The following is a 14,807-nucleotide window of genomic DNA, read 5'->3' as shown; positions in this document are numbered from 1 at the left end:
GGAGAGTTGAGCTTCGACGGACTATTGACTCGAACGTATGTTCGAGTATAATTGAGGTTGGGGATCGGGGGATTCAATGAGTATCGACACATCATCAGACGTGGTGTCTGGTTCTGCGGTGGGATTACGCGGACGCCTGTGGCAGTTGACTGCCGCCGAGTTACGGGCTGCTGCTGTCGAGGCGAGTGCGGAGATTCTTCGCCTGGAAGCGGTGCGGGTAGCGGTGGTGGACGAACTCTCGATGCGCCCGGACGATCAGGTGATTGCCAGCCGCGGTGTCGGTGCGTGGTTGGCGGCCAACACCATGCTGCAGGTTCGTGACGGGAAGAAGATCGCAGCCCTGGGCGCAGCGTTGCGGCCGTTTCCAGCGGTGGCGGCAGGCTTCGATGATGGGGATTGCTCGTTCGATCACGCAGTCTTGATCGTGGCGTTTTGTGAGTCCCCGCCGAAGGGGATGCCGGAGGAAGCGCTACCGAAGTGCATCGATTTGTTGTTGGCGGCTGCGTCGGGGGTGGAAGCGACGACAACGAAGGTGCGGCACGTCATCGCGACCTTGGAGCGGCTGTTCGAATCCGATGAGATTCCACCTGCCGAAGACGTGGATCGCAACGAGCTACGCATCGCCTCGACATTGAACGGTCGGGTGGTGGTGCGGGGTGATTTCGACGCCCTCACCGGCGAAATGCTGCTCTCCGCCCTGTCGAATCTGACAATGCCGACCCCAGCACCCGACGGAACTCCCGACGCCCGGTCGGCGGCGAAGCGGACCGCGGACGGGTTCACCGAACTGATCCGCCGGTACCTCGACTGCGCCAAGACCGGAACCGATGGTGGTCAGCGTCCGCACGTGAACGTGCACATCAACGCGCGCGATCTCGCCGAGCATCGGGACTGCGCCGCCGCGCCTTCAGATGGTGAAGAGTCCCCGTCGGATCTTGATGTCGGGCACATGCCATGGCTGGGACCGCTGTCGGTGTCTCAGACGAGGTTGTTGGGGTGCGATTGTTTCCTGTCCACCGTCCTACTGGACGCTCACGGCGCGCCGCTCGATGCGAGACCCGGAAAACGGTTGGTCAACGCCGAACAACGCGTCGCCCTGATCGCCCGCGACAAGGGCTGCGCGTTCCCCGGCTGCACATGCGTACCGGCCTGGACCGACGCACACCACATTAAGCACTGGGCCAACGGCGGCCCGACAGTGATGAACAACCTGGTCCTACTCTGCCGTTCGCACCACCGACTGATGCACCGCAAAAAGGGGTTCGTCGGAAAATGGGACATCAGAATCGGCATCGACAACAAACCCTGGTTCATCCCGCCACCCTCCATCGACCCCGGACAGCACCCCAGGCCGGCGAACACCACCTTCAAAACCTGAGAACAGCTTCTCAGGCACAACAGAACACGGCCAGGCTCCGCATCGGACATCAGCACCCGATACGGAGCCCACAGGCCGTGCCGCATCCAATACTCACGGCGTTCATGCGGGGCGCAAGACCGATCTACCCAACAACTCACAAACCTGCAGGGCCAGAGCGAGATCCAACTTGTCTCGGCCCGCGGCGACCGGATCGCCGAGAGCCTTGTTGATGCGATATTTCACCGTATTACGGTGCAAGTTCATGTAATTGGCCGTGTGCAGATGACTTTCCCCGTGGGCGAAATACACGCTCAGCGTCGTCCGCAAGGATGCGGCAGAAGGTGTATCGTCCGCCAACGGACCAAGTACCTCCCAGACCCATGACTTCGTAGAATCGATGTTCTCCGACAGGAGTGATACCACGGCGATGCCTCGGTCCCCGAAACTCACCACGGGGCGTTGCGGTGTATCCGGGACGGCAGCAACGGAATAGGCTGCCGTGGCCTGTTCGTGGGACCGCTTGAATCCTTCGACCCCTGACCCTGGCAGTCCGATTGCCACCCTCGCTCCGCCGTCCAACGGCACTGCCGCCGCGAGAACTTCCCGTTCCGCCGCAGGCACCCGGCGACCGAAGGGCAGCCACGCCCACACGGTGCGTCGATCGATGGCGGTGATGATCGGCGGCTTGTCCGCTCCCGCCGCCGCGCCGAGATCGCGTACGAGTCGGTCCAGGGTGTTGATGCCCATGACGTCCGCATCCCACGTCGACCAGACCACCAGGGCGACGTGGTTCTGACCGAGGCGGTATCCGGTCTCCGCTTCGAATGCAGCGGTATCTGCGTTGGTGCCGGACAAGAGCGCGTGGATCGCGGCCGAATGGAGGTTTCCCTGCGCTGCCATCCATCGACTGCGTTCCCGCTCGTACGCGTCGAAGACGTAGAGCGTGATCCAGTCGATGTAGCTGTAGACCACATCCGAAGTGTGTTTCAGGACAGCCAAAGTGAGTCGTGCCGGAATGTCCAGTGTGCTGATCTCGTCGTGACAGATCCGCATCAGATCGCCTTGGCCCATGTGGTAGGCGCGAACGAGAGAGTTGGACGGAACGTCCCGCTGTGCCAGCCGCAGAGCGTATTCCACCGCGGCAGTGGTGGGTTGGAGATGATCGATCGGAATGTCGTTGGCCAAGACGTGGATGATCGTCGTGATATTTCCCTGCACGCTCGCTTCGAGCATTTCGAGCAAATTGGCATCGGCGTCCAACTGGTCGATTTCGTGAGCCATCATGAAAGCCATCTCACGCGCGATATCGGCGCTGCGCGCGTCGAGTCGCCGGGCCAATTCGGCAACCACGGCAAGCACTTCCGGCTCCGCGGCTGCAGGCACCCGGGCGAGGCGCCGCATCGCACCGGCGCCTCGCTCCTTGTGCGAGGGACTACTCACAGAACTTCCGCACCCTTTCGTCGCAGGTACTTCAGAGCCGATTCGGCTGCGTTGTACCCGCACATTCCATGTGCTCCGGCACCCGGCGGGGTCGAGGCCGAGCACAGGTAAGTGCCCGCGATCCCCGTGCTGTACGGATCGACTGCGACGCGCGGACGCAAGACAACCTGCAGTTCGGTGTTGGCACCTCCGATGATGTCGCCGCCTACCTGATTCGGATTGTCCTCTGCCAGGGCAGCTGTACCACTGCTCGACGTCGCGACAATCTGTTCCCGGAACCCCGGCGCAAACCTCTCGATCTGACGCGTGATCGCCTCCGTAGCATCGCCGGCGTAACCGTGAGGCACATGGGCATAGGCGTACAACGGATGAATGTTCCCGGCAGAGCGGGTGGGATCAGCCAGGTATTGCTGACCGAGAAGCACAAACGGTCGGTCCGGCATACGGCCTGAATTCGTGTCACGCTCAGCTGCCACGATTTCCTCGAAACCACCTGCCAGATGGACTGTTCCGGCCCGAGCGCAATCCGGATTGGTCCACGGCACGTGACCTTCTATCGCGAAATCAACCTTGAAGGCCCCAGGAGCCTGTTTGAACTTTCGATAGGCCTTCGCCACTCGGGCGGGGAGACGATCACCCAGGATTTCGAGCGCACCACCCGGATTGACGTCCAGCAGAACAACATCGGCGTCAGGAATCTCGGAGGCGGTGCGAATCCGAACGCCGGTGTCGACCTTGCCGCCGTGATCGAGGAGCATCGCTGCCATGGCGTCGGTGATCGAACGCGACCCTCCCTCGGCGACCGGCCACCCGTAGCGGTGACCAGCAGCCGTGATCATCAACCCCACCGCCGACGTCGCCGGACGGTTGAGCGGATAGAACGCGTGCGCGGCGACTCCGCCGAACAATGCTCTGCCCTTCTCCGTCTTCCACAGTTTCGCGGTCACGGTTGCCGGAAGCAGTGCTCGCGGGCCGAAAGCCGCAAGCCGCAGCGGATGGCGCGGAACATTGACGATCGGGCGCATCAGATCGGACGCCAGAGCGTCGAATCCCGTCGACAAGTCACCGAACATCCGTTGCCATCGCTGCCCGTCCGCACCCAACCCCGCCGCGGTCTGCTCCAGCGAGCGGTACAGAACACCCGCGTCGCCGTTGTCGAGCGGATGCGCGCAGTCCACCTCTGCCCATCTCCAGATCAGCCCGTAGCGCTCGAGGTCTAGCTTGGACAGGTACGGCGAGCCGATACCCATCGGGTGAAACGCCGAGCAGTGATCATGGATCAACCCCGGCACGTCGATCGGACCGGAGCGGGTGCCTCCGCCGATCTGGTCGGCGGCCTCGAGTACCTGCACGTCCACACCGCTACGTGCGAGGTGTACCGCGGCAGCGAGCCCATTGGGCCCGCTGCCGACGACTACGGCCTTTGTCACTTACTCACCTCTTGCTCGCTACCGCTGACCCTCGTACGCATCTTCGGTTCGGAGACAACCTGCGGATCTGTTGCCGCGCGGTCGGCCCGTACGTCCAGTGTCCACTGAACGTCGAACGGAATGGGCCCGTTCGGCAACCACGGCTGTTCGGCGACTGCGTCGGCGACCTTGAAAGTACCCCGTTCGATGACACCGAGAGCCGCATCGATCACCTGATACTCCTGCGTTCCCTTGTGGATGGGCTGCGATTCGATCCAGGTCACCAGGAACTCACCCGGCGCGAAGTTGCAGCGACGCTGAATCGCGGCGATCAGTTTCGCGTCGTGCAGGTGGCCGTCACCGAAGTTGAAGGCGACGATGGAGTTGCACATGAACTCTGCTTCCCGCAGCGAGTACGTGTTGATGTCGTCGCCGAGGTGCCTGATCATCAGAGAGAACAGCGCACGCCCCTGGCTGTGCATGGAACGCCAGCCCAACAGCTGATGCAGAACGACGTCGGACACGTCCTCGGGGTACATCGTCATCAACTGATTGCGGGTATCCGGCGACGGACGCTTGATGAACTGGTCGATCTTGGCTTCGGCGCCCGGCGCGAAGGCCCACGTCGCCGATGCCCAGTTGCCGGCGTACTGACGCATCGACGGCAGGAACGACACCAGATCGGGTCGAAGGTTTCCGAGAATCGGGAAGAAGGCAAGGGCTGCAACAATTCCCGCAGTAATCCACGGTGAGGACATGGCGCCGAGTCCGTAGCCGTCCCACGCCGGGAATCCCAGGAACAGGAAGACCGAGGCGTAAGCGAACAGAAGATTCCATTCGAGTGGGACGGCAAGCGGGAAAGTCGACGCGATGAACAAGTGGAATCCGACCATGAGGATCACGGCAAGGATCGTGAGGGTCTTGTTCGTCGAGAACAGCAGGATCAACGGGGTGACGATTTCGACCATCGTTCCGGCCACGTGAGCGACGCCGCCGCCCAGGTGCGAAGGCCGCAGATCCTCGGGGAAGTTCCGGTAGTGCGCACGCTTGATCTTCTTCGACGGGATCCACGGCGTGTTGCTGAGCATCGGCGGGACCACCAGCGAAAAGTGGCGACCGAACTTCGAGACACCGGCACCGATCCACACCATGACGATCAGCAGTTTGAGCGCCAGGATCATGTCGACGAAGGGCAGGAACGTGAAGAAGAAGATCGCCGGCAAATACTGCTCACTACGGGCAGCGATGAAGGGCACCTTGTCCCGCAACCCGAGAATCACCATGAGTACCAGGAAGGAGTACAAGACCGTCGGGCGCACCAGTCCGGCATTGTCAGCGATTGCCGAATCGATTCCTGTGGTGTGAACACCGGGAAGAACAGCGGCAACAAGGAGATTGGCGACTGCGGCGACATAGATGACAACGTCGAACATCGTGCGGGTGTCACCCGAGGTGAGCGGCACCTTGCCCGGCCACGGTGGCAGGCGAATGGTGCCGGGGCGGATCCAGTACAGAACTCCACCGGTCATCGGCTTGAAGTGGCCGGCGAGCGGGCCCCAGGATCCTGCCAGGCCCAGCATCTCGAGCATCATCGTCCAGATGATGAGTTTCTGGTAGATGATCGGCTGGTTCCACCACGATCCGATGTCGAACCACGAGAGGCCGGAAGTCAAAGTGGCAACGGCTGTTCCAGCTGCCAGGTAGAGGAACAACAATTTCATGATGTAGACGGTGTGGACCATCTTCGGCGTACCGAAGCCGTAATCCACCCAGTGCGTGGACATGTCACGCAGACGCTCGAGAAACGGCTTGTCCATGAACGTTGCCGGATCGACGGGAGGGAAGTTTCCTTCTTTGAATCCCATGATGTGCTCCTGAAATACGGAATGTGGGCATGACGGATCGACTCGACGGACGTCGCCGAGTTGTGCTGGTACTACTGGGAAGTGACTAGTGAGCGGGAGTTGCGCTCAAAGCTCGTCTCATTCCAGGTTTGTCGATCTTGCCCACCGGGTTTCGGGGAAGCGTATCGACGACGTAGATCGCCACTGGCACCTTCACTCGGGTGAGCAAGGCCGTGACATGTTCGAGCAGTTCGTCTTCGGTGACGGGCGCGTCGGGGTAGGCGACGACATAGGCAACTGGCACCTCTCCGTAGACCTGGTGCGGAGCCCCGATGACGGCGGCCTCCAGCACGGAAGGATGTGTGGCGAGCGAGTTTTCGATCTCCTTGGGGTAGATGTTCTCGCCCCCGCGGATGATCATGTCCTTGATGCGGTCCACCAGCGTCAGGTAGCCGTCCTCGTCCAGTACTCCGACGTCACCGGTGTGCAACCAGCCGTTCTTGACGGTCTTCGCGGTCTCCTCCGGCTTGCCCAGGTAACCGCGCATCACGTTGTCGCCCTTGATGACTACCTCTCCGGCGGTACCGACGGGCGCAAAGGTTCCATCCTCGGCGAGAATCGCAATCTGCTGGCCGGGCAGCGCCGGTCCGACCGTGCCGAGTTTGCGCACCCCCTCGACAGGATTGCAGGCCGACGCACAGGTCCCCTCGGTAAGTCCGTACCCCTCGACGATCACGAAACCGAAACGCTGCTCAGCGCGTTCGAGGAGCTCCTTGCTGATCGGTGCCGCACCACACACGGCGAACCTCAGAGAGGACGTGTCGATCGACGCGTCTTCCGGCTGAGAGGTCAGCATCGCGTAGATTGCCGGCACCGCCGAGAAATACGTGGGACGAAGCCGCGCAACGTCGTCGAAGAATCTCGACACCGAGAACTTCCCGGTGACACTCACCTGCCCGCCGACGAGCAAGGGCGTCAAGACGCTGACGCAGATCGCGTTGACATGGAACAGCGGCAAGATCAGCAGGCAGTGATCTGCGCCGGTGACACCGATGTTCTTGCCCATCGACGAAGCCATGAACTGCAGGTTGGCATGCGAGAGCATCACTCCCTTGGGTCGTCCGGTGGAACCGCTGGTGTAGATGAGCAACGCCAGATCGTCTGCTGCAACATCGGTTCCGGGCCGGAGATCCGTCGGCGGCACTGTCGCCAAATCGTCGACGACCAATACCGCACGGCCACCCGAGGGCGCGTCGGCGGTGGCGGTGATGACCAACTCGGCACCGGAGTCCGCGATCTGGTAATCCGCTTCGTTCGCAGTGAACATCGGGTTGATGGGTGTAGCCGCAGCACCTACTCGCCAAGCAGCCATGATCGCGATCAGCAACTCGACGCGATTGGGCAGCATGATCGCCACCACGTCACCGAGTCCGATCCCGAGTCCGGCCAATTGCGCGGCAACAGCTTCCGTGCGATCTGCGAACTCCTCATAGGTGAGTTCGACGTGGTCGTCCCGCAGGCACGGCTTCTTCCCGTACTTCTCTGCAAGATCCCAAGCCAGATATCCGATGTCCGCCACGAGAGTCAGCACCTTTCATTCGTGTGTGACTCAAAACACTATCGGCGTCCCGTGGTCGAAGAAACGGTCCCAGGAGATCAACTTATCCAGGTTCTTTGTTCCCGGAGCACAACGCCGCATGTGCAGCGCACGTCAGATCAAGGGCTGATGCAACACCTCATGGGCCCGCTGCGTCACCACTTCGGAGATCCGGCGCAAGACTGGCGACGACAGTTTCCACTGCTGCCAATACAGCGGAACGTCGTCCACGAAGTCCGGGTCGAATTCGATCAGCGCCCCGGAATGACCGTCGTCGCCACGCTGCAGGTCCGGTATCAGCCCCCAGCCGTATCCCCGCCGAACCGCGTCCGCAAAATCTGCAGACGAAGGAACAAGATGGCGGGGCGGATCGACGGGATGGCCGACTTTTTGATCGAGATACCGATCCTGCAAGAGATCTTTCCGATTGAACACCACCAGCGGCGCGGCGGAAAGAGATTCTGCCGTAACACCATCCGCAAACCAACGACGACAGAACTCCGCGCTCGCCATGGGCCGATAGCGCATTATGCCGAGCCGACTCGAAGAACACCCTTGAATCGGCGACGCGACCGACGTGACAGCGGCCATGACCGAACCGTCGCGCAACAGTTCGGTGGTGTGGTCTTGATCGTCGAGATGGAAGTCGAAACTGACCTCGTGCGTGAACTCCGCGAGAGCACCCAGAACCCAGGTGGACAGCGAATCGGCGTTGACCGCGACAGAGACACGGGCGAATGTTCCCGAACCGTTTTCAAGGCCGAGCTCTCGCACGGTATCGCGCGAAAGGGCATCTATCTGACGGGCAAGACGCAGGACTTCCCGCCCGGAATCGGTAACCCTGATGGGTTTGGTGCGCTGCACCAGGATCCGGCCTACCGAGGTCTCGAGAGCTTTGATCCGTTGACTGACCGCCGACGGCGTGATGTACAACTTCCGCGCCGCCGCGTCAAAGGTTCCCTCGTCGACCGCAGCGTGCAATGCCCTCAGTTGCTCGAAGTCCAACATAATCTGAAGCTACTCTGATGCATCCTAAGAATCATTAGCTGGACTGATTACAATCTGCGGGGCAGGCTCGACAACATGCTCAGCACCACCGACCCAGCGTCGGCCCTCGTCGGTTTCGGAGTCGGACTCTCTCTGATCGTCGCAATCGGCGCACAGAATGCATTCGTTCTTCGCCAAGGCCTGACGCGCTCGCACGTACTCCCGATCGTCGCAGTCTGCGCCGTCTCAGACGCAGTTCTGATCCTTGCAGGCATCAGCGGAATCGGCGCCCTCCTCGAACACGCACCGTCACTGATCACTGCCGTTCGCATCGCCGGTGCCCTTTTCCTACTCAGCTATGCACTCTTCGCCGCCAAACGAGCACTTCGACCGCAAACATTGGCACCGGATCAACATGGCAACGGGTCGAGGCTTACCGCCGTCACGATGGCATTGGCACTCACCTGGCTGAATCCGCACGTCTATCTCGACACCGTCGTGCTGATGGGTTCAATTGCCAACGGTCGCGGCGAGATCGGACGGTGGTGGTTTGCAATCGGCGCCGTCACCGCAAGTGCAGTCTGGTTCAGCGCCCTCGGTTACGGCGCGCGCCTGCTGACACCGCTTTTTGCAAAACCCACCGCCTGGCGGGTTCTCGACGCTCTGATCGCCGTGATGATGACAGTCCTCGGAATCAGTCTGCTCACCGAATTGTGACCCGGCGATACAAGCACTTTCCGGTATCGGGATGGGTTACCGTCCAAGGTGAGGAAGGCTCAATTCACCTGTCGAGAGTTGTGACCATCAGGTAGGGCTGATCACGATGACCGAGGATGTCGACTCCGAACCGCGTAACTCCTACCGCGGACTGGGTTTGCTGTGTCTACTCGCTGCGGCCGCCGGCGTCGTGGTCGGATTTGTCGGCGGCGCGTTCCGATGGTGCCTGATCAGGGCCGATGAACTTCGTCAGACGATCGTGAATTGGGCACATCACGTTCCGTACGTCGGGTGGCTCGTGCCGGTCGTCCTGGTTGCGCTGTGCACCGTCCTTGCTGTTCTGATCGTCAGACGAGTACCCCTCGCACAGGGAAGCGGTATCCAGCACGTAGAGGCAGTGTCCCGCGGTGAAGCGAAGCCGCCGGGAATCAATCTCGTGCCCGCCAGATTCATCGGCGGCCTCTTGGCGATCGGCTCGGGTCTGGTCCTCGGCCGCGAAGGCCCCACCGTCCACATGGGCGCGGCAATCGGAGCGGAAACGGGACGACGGGCCCACCTTACCGAACCGGACGTCGCCATGCTGCAAACGTCCACGGCCGGAGCAGGACTCGCCGTTGCGTTCAACGCGCCGATCGCCGGCGCACTGTTCGTCTGCGAGGAGGTGACGCACTCTTTCCGGCTACGCACTGTTCTGCCAACGCTTTTCGGTGTTTCGATCGCGGTGGGCTGTGCACGACTTGTCATCGGCGATCAACCAGATTTCGAGGTCGGCACCGTCCCGACACCTCAACTCGCACTGTTGCCACTGTTTGTCGTCTTCGGAATCCTCACGGGGCTACTCGGTATCGCGTACAACCGCTTGATTCTGGGACTACTCGATATCGTTGCACGACTCAACAGGATCCCACCGACAGTCATCGGCGCAATGATCGGCGCCGTCATCGGCCTGACGCTCTTCCTCGACCCGCTGGCAAGTGGGGGCGGTGACGTTCTTGCACAGATGGTCGTCGGTGGCAGGACCTTCGTTCTGCCGATTCTGCTGCTGTACTTGGTGGTTCGGTTCTTCACGGGCCCGCTGTCGTACGCCGCCGGCACTCCCGGCGGACTTTTTGCTCCCCTACTCGCACTCGGCGCACTGTGGGGATCGATCTTCACCGGACTGTCTAGCTTCGTGCCCGGAGTCGGCGCCGGACTCACGATCACCATGGCCACCGTAGGCATGGCCGCGTTTTTCGGCGCCGTGGTGCGCGCACCGTTCACCGGCATCGTGATCGTGGTCGAGATGACAGCGGTGACGTCGACGCTGGTCCCGATGCTCGCGGCCACGGCCGCAGCGGTATTCGTCGCTACCGTGGCAGGGTCGGCCCCCATCTACGACAGTCTCCGAGAGCGGATGCTGGAAGCTCGACGCCCTCCTCTGGGATGATCATGATCAACATCGTCACCGCCGTGATGTGTACGCAGAGGAGCATCCATGACCCCACGCACCGACGTCGGGGAAGTCCTCGCCCTGGAGCGGGAATTGCAAACTGTCGAATGCAGGCGCAACAGCGCACGTGTGCTCGCATTGCTCGCCGAAGACTTCATCGAGATAGGCGCATCGGGCAGCGTCTGGGACCTCCCGTCGACCGTAGAATCACTGCGGAACGAACCCATCGACGCCGTCGCCATCGAAGTTCACAATATGACCGGTCGAATCATCGACGACGGATACGTCCTCACGCAGTGGGATTCAGTTCGTGGGATGCGTCGCGCGCGGCGCACATCCTTGTGGCGTCGAACACCGAGCGGATGGCAATTGGTACACCATCAAGGCACCCCGCTCCTGTGACCGCACAATGTTCAACCTGCGAACAGCCCTCTAGGTCAAGGGCGTTCCGACGTAGTTCTCGGCGATCAATGTTCGTCCGGCCACCGAGCGCGTGACCATGTCCAACTCAGCCAACTGACGACGATGGCCGAAACCGCTGTCGTCTGGCAAGCGATGAAGCATCGATGACATCCACCACGAAAAGTGCTGCGTCCGCCACACACGCGGCAGCACCGTTTCGGTATACCCGTCCAACATCTTTCGGTCGGACGAGGTGAAGAAACTGTCCATTGCCTTTGCCAAGGCGTAGACGTCCGCAATCGCGAGATTCATTCCCTTCGCGCCGGTCGGCGGCACAGTGTGCGCCGCATCCCCAGCAAGGAAGAGGTTGCCGTGCTGCATCGGCTCGCACACGAAACTGCGGAACTGAAGGATCGACTTCTGAAAGATCCTGCCGTCCTTGATCTCCGCACCCTCACCGTCGACCCGCATGTGCAGCTCGTCCCAGATTCGATCGTCGGACCAGTTGTCCACGGAGTCGTCCGGATCGACCTGAAGATAATGACGCTGCACCTCGGGCGTCCGTGTGCTGATCAGCGCAAACCCACGCTCGTGGTTGGCGTAGATCAATTCTTCCGATGACGGCGGCGCCTCTGCCAGGATGCCGAACCACGCGAAGGGATACTGCCGGAAATGATCCGTGCGGATCGACGGTTCGGGAATCAGCTTTCGCGTTTCGGTTCGTGACCCGTCGCAACCGGCCACCAGGACGCACTCGAGCTTCTGGTCGCTACCGTCCGAGTCGACGAAAGTAATACTCGGGCTATCTGATTCGTGATCGTGCACTCGCGCGTCGGTCACTCCGAATCGAATGTCCCCACCGTCGGCGAGGCGTCGCGCAATCAGGTCTACGAGCACCTCGTGCTGCGGGTACACCGTGACGGCGCGCCCGTCGGTCAGTTCGTCGAATGCGATGCGGTGCCCTCGCCCACCGAATCGCAACTCGATTCCGTGATGTTCGAGGCCTTCTCGCTTCAGTCGGTCACCGAGTCCGGTCTCGACCATGAGATCAACGGTGTTCTGTTCGAGCACACCCGCACGAATGGTGCCTTCCACCTCTTCGCGGGTGCGGCATTCCAGGACGATCGAATCGATTCCCCTCAGATGCAAGAGATGCGAGAGCATCAACCCGGCGGGACCGCCACCGACGATTCCGACCTGGGTGCGCAACGAAGACATACAGAGAACTCCTGAGGTGAGTGGCGATTGAGACCACCCTCAACCACTACCGCTCCCCTGAACAGCTGAAATTTCACTCAGTGAAAGATCGAAACTGAGCTATCGAAGCCCGCCGCCACCAAGCCCGCGTGATATTCCGCGAGCAGCCGCGGCCAAGGCCGGCAGTAAGGGAGCCGGATCCTGCTCCACCGGAACAACTGTCGACACCGCTGCGACAACGTCGCCGCCGGCTTCGCGGACCGGAGCGGCAACGGCAAGAGTTCCGACATTCAGATACTCACGACACACCACGAATCCGGTGCGTCTGATCTCGTCGAGAGTTGCTCTCAAGATCCGCTCGGACGTAATGGTTTTGGGTGTGAACGCCTCGAGGCCGGCTCGGAGGACGTCGTCGAGAAGCTCGGTTCCGCCGTGCGCCAGGAGAATCAATCCACCGCTGGACGCGTGCAACGGCAACCTTCCGCCCGCGCGGCCGACCACCGTGACGGCGCTACGCGAGGACAAGCGCTCGAGGTACAGCGCCTCGGTGCCCTCACGGACAACCAACTGCACGTTCTCCCGGGTGACCTCGTACAGGTCCTCGAGGAACGGCAACGCCACCTGTCTCAGACCGTGCGCCCCGGGAGCGAGAGCGCCGATCTCCCACAACCGGACTCCGACCTGGTATTTGCCGTCGCTCCGACGCTCGAGGGCGCCGGCAGCCACCAACTGCCCACACAGTCGATGGACGGTGGGCAGAGGTAGATCGGTGCGGCGACTGATCTCAGATTGAGTCAACCGAGGAGACGTCGCATCGAAGGCACCGAGCACGATAAATGCCCGGCCGATCAACGAACGGTCGCCTGATGCCATTCACACAGTGTGACTCACAAAGCCGTGTGACTGACATCAGGCGAAACGTGTTCGAGCGGTGCAGAGCTACGCGGAGTGCGCCAATTCCGGTTCGCGTTCGGTCACCGGCGGCGCGGCCTCGATCTTCATCGGCTCCTGCGCGTAATGGAAGTGCGGACGACGGTGACCGATGAACGATCCGAACCACGACATCACGGCGACATACCGGTTGCGGAAGCCCACCAGGTACATCACGTGCACGGCCAACCACATGAACCAGGCGATCGTGCCCTTGAACTCGACCTTGCGGACGCGACACACAGCGCTGAATCGGCTGATGATCGACATGCTGCCCTTGTCGAAGTACTTGAAAGGCGTTCCTGCCTTGACCTTTCCGTTCACAGTCTTCGCGGCGTGACGGCCACCCTGCATTGCAACGGGCGACTGACCCGGCAGACCGTTCAGCGAAGTCATGTCGCCGATGGCAAAGACGTTGGCAAATCCTCCGACGGTCAAGTCCGGATTGATGAGCAGACGACCTGCGCGGTCACTCTCACAACCGGTTGCCTCTCCGAGCACCGCGGCGAAGTCGTTGGCGCGTACACCGGCCGACCAGATGACGGTCTCGGCGTCGATGCGCTTCTCTTCCTTGGTCTTTGCCGAAGAGACGGTGACGCCGTGCTCGTCGATGGCGGTGACCATTGTGTTGAGGACCACCTCGACACCCGACTTCTCGAGCGAGGCCTGCGTGTACTCACTGAGCTTGCCGCCGAAGGCAGGAAGCGCAACGCCGGCGCCTTCGACCATGGTGACCGTGACCTCGTCGGCACTGATGTTGTTGATGGCCTTCGCAAAGTAGCGACGCGCCAGTTCCTTGATCTGTCCGGCGAGCTCGACGCCGGTCGCGCCTGCACCCACGACAACGAAGCTGAGCAGGTTGCGGCGAACCAGCGCGTCGTTGGTGGTGTGAGCTTCTTCGAAGCAGCGCAGGATCTGCTTGCGCAGTACCTCGGCGTCCTCGACGGTCTTGAGCTTGTAGGTGACCTTCTCGAACTCGTCATGACCGAAGTACGCCTGCGTGGCACCGGTGGCTGCGATGAGCGAGCGGTATCCGAGCGTATGGCGGGTGCCCGAGGCTTCGTAGACGACCGTGTTCTCTTCGGCGTTGACCTCGACGACGCGGCCGAGTCGCACGTCGGCGTTGGGGTACTTCTGCAGGATCGTGCGGATGGGCGGAGCAACCTCGCCGGCCGACAGAACACCCGTCGCCACCTGGTAGAGCAGCGGCTGGAAGAGGTGCTCGGTGGTGGCGGAGATGAGGACGAACGGCGTCTTGGACTTCGCGAGGGTCTTGGCCGCGGCGAGGGCTCCGAATCCCGAGCCGACGATCACTACCTGAGTCTGCTCGTGTCCAGTCGCGTCGATGTCAGCGCGACCCGCAGCTGTTCTATCCACAACAAATCTCCTCAACCAAATTGAAAGTATGACTATTACGGTATGGACTGATCATGGGTCCGGTCCAGCTAGCTGGAGTATTCGCAAGACTGTTATCTCGATTGCTCATAAGTAAGCT

Annotated in this window: 12 protein-coding genes; 4 read left to right on the top strand and 8 right to left on the bottom strand. The window is 61.5% G+C overall.

Annotated features, from left to right (window positions below; genetic code table 11):
- Positions 1–76 precede the first annotated feature (76 nt).
- Complete coding sequence (locus tag ACFQ6H_RS03380) at positions 77–1,378, top strand: DUF222 domain-containing protein (RefSeq protein ID WP_378643877.1); 1,302 nt, start codon at positions 77–79, stop codon at positions 1,376–1,378.
- A 102-nt stretch (positions 1,379–1,480) separates the two neighbouring features.
- On the opposite strand, the gene ACFQ6H_RS03375 is transcribed toward ACFQ6H_RS03380, so the two are convergent.
- From ACFQ6H_RS03375 to ACFQ6H_RS03355, 5 genes are all read right to left on the bottom strand, one after another.
- Entirely contained in the window at positions 1,481–2,761 is a 1,281-nt protein-coding gene (locus ACFQ6H_RS03375; RefSeq protein WP_378644023.1) for a PucR family transcriptional regulator, read from the bottom strand.
- A gap of 35 nt (positions 2,762–2,796) precedes the next feature.
- Positions 2,797–4,230: a phytoene desaturase family protein gene (locus tag ACFQ6H_RS03370; protein WP_378643874.1), complete on the bottom strand. Its 1,434-nt coding sequence runs from the start codon at positions 4,228–4,230 to the stop codon at positions 2,797–2,799.
- On the bottom strand, positions 4,227–6,074 hold the full coding sequence (locus tag ACFQ6H_RS03365; RefSeq protein WP_378541850.1) for a DUF3556 domain-containing protein: 1,848 nt from the start codon (positions 6,072–6,074) through the stop codon (positions 4,227–4,229). Before ACFQ6H_RS03365 ends, ACFQ6H_RS03370 begins: the two co-directional genes overlap by 4 nt.
- A gap of 85 nt (positions 6,075–6,159) precedes the next feature.
- On the bottom strand, positions 6,160–7,632 hold the full coding sequence (locus ACFQ6H_RS03360) for a class I adenylate-forming enzyme family protein (protein ID WP_378643871.1): 1,473 nt from the start codon (positions 7,630–7,632) through the stop codon (positions 6,160–6,162).
- Positions 7,633–7,764: 132 nt separating this feature from the next.
- Entirely contained in the window at positions 7,765–8,658 is an 894-nt protein-coding gene (locus ACFQ6H_RS03355) for a LysR family transcriptional regulator ArgP (RefSeq protein ID WP_378643869.1), read from the bottom strand.
- Between the two features lie 75 nt (positions 8,659–8,733).
- On the opposite strand from ACFQ6H_RS03355, the gene ACFQ6H_RS03350 reads away from it, so the two are divergent.
- From ACFQ6H_RS03350 to ACFQ6H_RS03340, 3 genes are all read left to right on the top strand, one after another.
- The gene (locus ACFQ6H_RS03350) at positions 8,734–9,354 is read left to right on the top strand and encodes a LysE/ArgO family amino acid transporter (protein ID WP_378643866.1); all 621 of its coding nucleotides are present in this window, start codon (positions 8,734–8,736) and stop codon (positions 9,352–9,354) included.
- Positions 9,355–9,460: 106 nt separating this feature from the next.
- Positions 9,461–10,780: a ClC family H(+)/Cl(-) exchange transporter gene (locus ACFQ6H_RS03345; protein ID WP_378643863.1), complete on the top strand. Its 1,320-nt coding sequence runs from the start codon at positions 9,461–9,463 to the stop codon at positions 10,778–10,780.
- A 48-nt stretch (positions 10,781–10,828) separates the two neighbouring features.
- Positions 10,829–11,185: a DUF4440 domain-containing protein gene (locus ACFQ6H_RS03340; RefSeq protein ID WP_378643861.1), complete on the top strand. Its 357-nt coding sequence runs from the start codon at positions 10,829–10,831 to the stop codon at positions 11,183–11,185.
- Between the two features lie 30 nt (positions 11,186–11,215).
- On the opposite strand, the gene ACFQ6H_RS03335 is transcribed toward ACFQ6H_RS03340, so the two are convergent.
- The 3 genes from ACFQ6H_RS03335 to ACFQ6H_RS03325 all read right to left on the bottom strand — a co-directional run bounded on the left by ACFQ6H_RS03335 (position 11,216) and on the right by ACFQ6H_RS03325 (position 14,689).
- The gene (locus tag ACFQ6H_RS03335; protein ID WP_378530697.1) at positions 11,216–12,403 is read right to left on the bottom strand and encodes a 4-hydroxybenzoate 3-monooxygenase; all 1,188 of its coding nucleotides are present in this window, start codon (positions 12,401–12,403) and stop codon (positions 11,216–11,218) included.
- Between the two features lie 99 nt (positions 12,404–12,502).
- Complete coding sequence (locus tag ACFQ6H_RS03330) at positions 12,503–13,255, bottom strand: IclR family transcriptional regulator (protein ID WP_378447513.1); 753 nt, start codon at positions 13,253–13,255, stop codon at positions 12,503–12,505.
- Between the two features lie 66 nt (positions 13,256–13,321).
- Complete coding sequence (locus tag ACFQ6H_RS03325; protein ID WP_317826081.1) at positions 13,322–14,689, bottom strand: NAD(P)/FAD-dependent oxidoreductase; 1,368 nt, start codon at positions 14,687–14,689, stop codon at positions 13,322–13,324.
- Positions 14,690–14,807 lie beyond the last annotated feature (118 nt).

The organism is Rhodococcus sp. NPDC056506 (assembly GCF_042794945.1).
In the GTDB taxonomy this organism is placed as follows: domain Bacteria; phylum Actinomycetota; class Actinomycetes; order Mycobacteriales; family Mycobacteriaceae; genus Rhodococcus_F.
This window is presented reverse-complemented; position numbering and strand designations above follow the sequence as displayed.

Coding starts and splice junctions, on each gene's coding strand:
- ACFQ6H_RS03340 (WP_378643861.1), top strand. CDS start 10,829: ATGACCCCACGCACCGACGTCGGGGAAGTCCTCGCCCTGGAGCGGGAA.
- ACFQ6H_RS03365 (WP_378541850.1), bottom strand. CDS start 6,074: ATGGGATTCAAAGAAGGAAACTTCCCTCCCGTCGATCCGGCAACGTTC.
- ACFQ6H_RS03345 (WP_378643863.1), top strand. CDS start 9,461: ATGACCGAGGATGTCGACTCCGAACCGCGTAACTCCTACCGCGGACTG.
- ACFQ6H_RS03350 (WP_378643866.1), top strand. CDS start 8,734: ATGCTCAGCACCACCGACCCAGCGTCGGCCCTCGTCGGTTTCGGAGTC.
- ACFQ6H_RS03330 (WP_378447513.1), bottom strand. CDS start 13,255: ATGGCATCAGGCGACCGTTCGTTGATCGGCCGGGCATTTATCGTGCTC.
- ACFQ6H_RS03335 (WP_378530697.1), bottom strand. CDS start 12,403: ATGTCTTCGTTGCGCACCCAGGTCGGAATCGTCGGTGGCGGTCCCGCC.
- ACFQ6H_RS03375 (WP_378644023.1), bottom strand. CDS start 2,761: ATGCGGCGCCTCGCCCGGGTGCCTGCAGCCGCGGAGCCGGAAGTGCTT.
- ACFQ6H_RS03355 (WP_378643869.1), bottom strand. CDS start 8,658: ATGTTGGACTTCGAGCAACTGAGGGCATTGCACGCTGCGGTCGACGAG.
- ACFQ6H_RS03380 (WP_378643877.1), top strand. CDS start 77: ATGAGTATCGACACATCATCAGACGTGGTGTCTGGTTCTGCGGTGGGA.